The organism is Levilactobacillus fujinensis, from assembly GCF_003946335.1.
GTDB classification, from domain to species: domain Bacteria; phylum Bacillota; class Bacilli; order Lactobacillales; family Lactobacillaceae; genus Levilactobacillus; species Levilactobacillus fujinensis.
The window spans coordinates 1-4,922 of the sequence record NZ_RHNX01000067.1 but is presented as its reverse complement, the minus strand read 5'-3'; the positions used below and the strand labels follow the sequence as shown (position 1 = coordinate 4,922).

General features: G+C 47.2%; 3 protein-coding genes. All 3 read left to right on the top strand.

All coding sequences use genetic code 11. The features are described from left to right. Positions 1 to 1,316: 1,316 nt before the first annotated feature. The 3 genes from rsgA (at position 1,317) to groL (ending at position 4,798) form a co-directional block, all read left to right on the top strand. Positions 1,317 to 2,390: a ribosome small subunit-dependent GTPase A gene (gene rsgA / locus EKM89_RS13445; protein ID WP_125689292.1), complete on the top strand. Its 1,074-nt coding sequence runs from the start codon at positions 1,317 to 1,319 to the stop codon at positions 2,388 to 2,390. Positions 2,391 to 2,829: 439 nt separating this feature from the next. Further along, positions 2,830 to 3,114 (top strand): co-chaperone GroES, encoded by a 285-nt coding sequence (groES, locus tag EKM89_RS13440; protein ID WP_125689290.1) that lies wholly within the window; start codon positions 2,830 to 2,832, stop codon positions 3,112 to 3,114. A 58-nt stretch (positions 3,115 to 3,172) separates the two neighbouring features. Beyond that, positions 3,173 to 4,798: a chaperonin GroEL gene (groL, locus tag EKM89_RS13435; RefSeq protein ID WP_125689288.1), complete on the top strand. Its 1,626-nt coding sequence runs from the start codon at positions 3,173 to 3,175 to the stop codon at positions 4,796 to 4,798. The last annotated feature ends 124 nt before the right edge of the window (positions 4,799 to 4,922 follow it).

The window sequence follows — 4,922 nt, the reverse complement described above, 5'->3', positions numbered from 1 at the left end:
TATACCGGGAAAGGCGGTTCATTTCACCATATGGTTACGAGGGCAGAGCGAAGCGACACCCTCAGAGAGTTTTTTGTGTCTCCGAATTTACATTGTTGTAATGTGGGACAAAAGGCGATTAACTCCGCTTGAAGCGGATAACTGAAGGTTGACAGCCAAAATGTTTGCGTTACTACTTGCGACAGTAGGGATTATCACGGCTAAATTAGTGAAAACAGCCGCACTCCGGCCGTCAGGGATTCTGCTTGCTGTGGGGAACGCTTCCAGCCAAAAGACGGGCTTCCAGCTCGCCTGAAAGCCGTCAAGATCAGGCGTCTCCCAGGTCGTCCCACGATGTAAGCCGGAAAAGACGCCGACTAACATCGTCGATACGGCTAGCTACATCCCTGGCTGCCTCCGACTCTGATTGTGCACGTCAATTTTAATCCCTGAATCCCAAGTGGTCGCTAAAGTTTAAGCATAATTCAATAGCGCTTCAAACGGCATGAGCCATGTTGTCTCAAACCAACTACGTCAGCCGAGAGGTCGGCAAATATGGGCTCAGGCGCGTCGTTCTACTTAGTCGGCAGGTGGGCTTCCTGCTGGCTTAGTAGAAAACCAAGCTTGGAGACTCGGCCTTTTCGAGGCTTCAAGTTGTGTTCGCACCGATCCAGCCCATATCTGCTGGCCGGTAAGGCGATAGTTGGACAACGTTGCCTAATTTTAGACCCAGTATCGTTGTGACAACGATCATAACGTGTGTTTCGAAACTTTCAACCTCGTAGCTGATAACCAAATGATCCAAACCCAAAATTGCTCGGTTATCAGTTTTAATATTCGCCAGCTAATCACCTTTTGCGCCACTCTCTTTGTTCCATCATCATTCAGTTCAGACGGGGAGTATTCTAACGATTGACAGCCATTAGTGGGCAGTGTTATTCTACAGCCAACAAAAATATCGGAGGGTTGCTGGATGTCAGTTGTTCAATAGGTGTTACGTAGGAAGCTGAAAAGTGGGCAATTGCCTGCTAGTTTTAGTGTACCCGCAACCGCTTGAATGAAAAATGACATCTGCACCCGTAACGAGGGTTGTTTCAGGGGTGCGGTCTCGACTGCGCTTTTTTTGTGGAGTGTGACAACGATCATAAGTGGAGTTTTGGAATTGCCGACCTGTTGCTTAGACTATTTGCTACTCAGCTTTGAGTGAGTCATTGGCCTTTTAACACACACATCAACAAGTGAAGCTTGAAACAACCAATAACGTTATCACAGTTGTCACAGTCATTTCTTGTTATTAGCCTTTCGGGGACCACCGTTTGCGAAAGGAATGATTGAAATTGAAAATTGATTTAAACCAATACGGCCTCACTGACCAATTGAAACGGTTCGCCGCAGGGGTTCCGGACTTTACTCTGGCCCGTGTGACCGAACAGCACCGCGAGACCTATCAAGTCATTAGTGTCACTGGATTTTTACCCGCAGAAATAGCTGGTAAATTGCGCCACGATTTAACGGTGACAACTGATTTTCCGGCGGTCGGCGATTGGGTGCTGATCACGGTAGCGCCTGACCACCAGTTAGCTTTGATTCAACAAGTCTTACCCCGGCAAAGCGTTCTTGAGCGGGCAGCCGTGAGCAAGACCGGCGCTGGTCAGATTATTGCGGCCAATGTGGATACCATCTTCATTTGTATGTCACTCAATGCTAATTTCAACGTCCATCGAGTCGAACGTTATCTGACTATGGCGTGGGACAGCGGGGCGGTGCCGGTTGTGGTGCTGACCAAGGCGGACTTGTGTACTGATGTGCCTGCTAAGCTAGAGGCACTAGCCGATGTGACGCTAGGTGTGGACGTGGTGGCCTGTTCCGCGCGGACTGGTGCAGGTGTTGCGTCACTTAAAACTTACGTGACCGGCAATCGGACCGTTTCTTTCATTGGTTCATCCGGTGTTGGCAAATCAACGTTGATCAATGATTTGCTGGGCAGCGATGTGCTGATCACAAAAGAGATTCGTGCAGATGACGATAAAGGTCGGCATACGACCACGTCGCGCGAACTTTTGCGGCTTCCGACCGGAGGCGTGGTGATCGACACCCCTGGAATGCGTGAACTACAGGTTCAAGGCGGTGATTTGACCAAGGCATTTGCCGATATTACGACGTTAGCCAGTCAGTGTAAATTTAGAAACTGCACACACCAAACGGAACCGGGGTGTGCCGTCCAAGCAGCTATTGCAATGGGAAAATTAGATACAAGGCGCTTGGAGAGCTACCGCAAACTCCAGCTCGAACTCAGCTACAGCGATATGAGCGCTCGCGAACGAGAGAACGCCAAGATTCAACGCTTCTTTGGTAGTAAGAAAGAAATGAAACGAACTATGGATCACGTCCAAAAGATTCGGCGGCGATAGTTAGGGGGTTGATGAGAACAACTTCCGATAGGGAACACTGATTAAACGGGTAAATTAACTAGTCGTCCAGTTTCAGTTCATCGTCTATGAGCTGAAACTGGACGATTATTGTTTTTAGGGAGGTGTCTAAGTGCGATCAGCAGATCCAATTGCTAGTTTAGACGAGTGCTGGTACATATTGTGGTCGGAATTCATCGGGGATAGAGAAGACGAGTGTTCTGCCAAGGTTGAGGCGTTCTCCTAGCAGGCAGAATTCAGTGCGACAAAGTTTAGTAAGCCATGAACCTATGGCGCCAACACCTTAGCGAGTCATGGTCGAAATAGTTTGTCAAATTCCTTGATTTTTAAAAGGAAAAACCATATATTAGATATTGTGATTAGCACTTATGTTAGTCAAGTGCTAACAGTGCTAAAAAGAAAGTTTATTGGAGGGATTCAAGTGTTAAAACCATTAGGAGACCGCGTCATTTTAGATCAACCAGAAGAAGAAGAAACCACGGTTGGCGGCATTGTTTTAGCAAGTAATGCCCAAGAAAAGCCTTCAACGGCCAATGTCGTTGCAGTTAGCGATGGTCGTGTGTTAGACAATGGCGACAAGGTAGCCCCAACTGTTAAGGTTGGCGACAAGGTATTATTTGATAAGTATGCTGGTACTGAAGTTAAGTACGATGGTAAGACGTATCTTGTTTTACACGAAAAGGATTTAGTTGCAATTATTGACTAGTGACTTTCCCACTAATACGATTGAATATAAAAATTTTAGTATGAGGTGAATTTAAACAATGGCTAAAGAATTAAAGTTCTCTGAAGATGCACGGAGCAAGATGCTTGCTGGTGTTGATAAGCTAGCGAACACGGTTAAGACGACCTTAGGACCTAAAGGCCGCAACGTTGTTTTGGAACAAAGCTATGGTAACCCAACCATCACGAATGATGGTGTGACGATTGCCAAGTCCATCGAACTCGAAGACCACTTCGAAAACATGGGTGCTAAGCTGGTTTCCGAAGTTGCTTCCAAGACCAATGATATCGCTGGTGACGGGACCACGACCGCAACTGTTTTGACGCAAGCTATCGTTAACGAAGGTATGAAGAACGTGACTGCCGGAGCTAACCCAGTTGGTATCCGTCGCGGGATCGAAAAAGCAACTGCTGCTGCCGTTGATGGCTTACACAAGATGTCACATGATGTTAAGACGAAGGAAGATATCGCCCAAATCGCTGCCATTTCATCCGCAAGCAAGGAAACTGGTAAGTTAATTGCTGATGCGATGGAAAAAGTGGGTAACGATGGGGTTATCACGATTGAAGAATCTCGTGGTGTTGATACCAGCTTAGACGTTGTTGAAGGGATGCAATTTGACCGTGGCTACATGTCACAGTACATGGTTACTGACAACGACAAGATGGAAGCTAACTTGGACAACCCTTACATTTTGATCACTGACAAGAAGATTGCGAACATTCAAGATATCTTGCCACTGTTACAATCCGTTGTTGAGCAAAGCCGTTCGCTGTTGATCATTGCTGATGACATCACTGGTGAAGCTTTACCAACGTTGGTCTTGAACAAGATGCGTGGAACCTTCAACGTGGTTGCTGTCAAGGCACCTGGTTTTGGTGACCGTCGTAAGGCACAATTACAAGATATCGCTGTCTTGACTGGTGGGACTGTCATTACCGATGACTTAGGTCTTAACTTGAAGGACACGACCATTGACCAATTAGGTCAAGCGCAAAAGGTTAACGTGACTAAAGACAACACCACGATTGTTGAAGGTGCTGGCTCTAAGGACCAAATCACTGATCGGGTTGCTGAAATCAAGGGTCAAATCGAAGACACGACTTCTGACTTTGACAAGGACAAGTTAAAGGAACGTCTGGCTAAGTTAGCTGGTGGCGTTGCTGTTGTCCGTGTTGGTGCGGCTACTGAAACGGAACTGAAGGAACGTAAGTATCGGATCGAAGATGCGTTGAACGCGACCCGAGCTGCCGTTGAAGAAGGCTTTGTTGCCGGTGGTGGTACGGCTTTGATCAACGTCATTGCTGACGTTGCCAAAGTTGACGCTGAGGGCGACGAATTGACTGGTGTCAACATCGTTCTGCGTGCCTTGGAAGAACCTGTTCGCCAAATCGCTCAAAACGCCGGGGTCGAAGGCTCTGTTGTTGTTGAACACTTGAAGAGTGAAAAGCCAGGCGTTGGTTACAACGCAGCTGACAATAAGTACGAGGACATGGTTAAGGCTGGTATCACCGACCCAACTAAGGTTACCCGTTCTGCCCTTCAAAATGCTGCTTCTGTATCTGCTCTGTTGTTGACGACTGAAGCCGTTGTGGCTGACAAGCCTGAAGATAACCCAGCACCTGCAGCCCCAGCTGCTAACCCAGGAATGGGCGGCATGATGTAAAACTGAATCGTTAGCGACTTTAGCTAGCGTAAATAAAAAGAAGCCAAGGCTATACTCCTACTTAGGTAGACAAGCAAATAATCAAAGCTTGTTTACTTAGGGAGGAGTTTTTAGTATGGGCCGC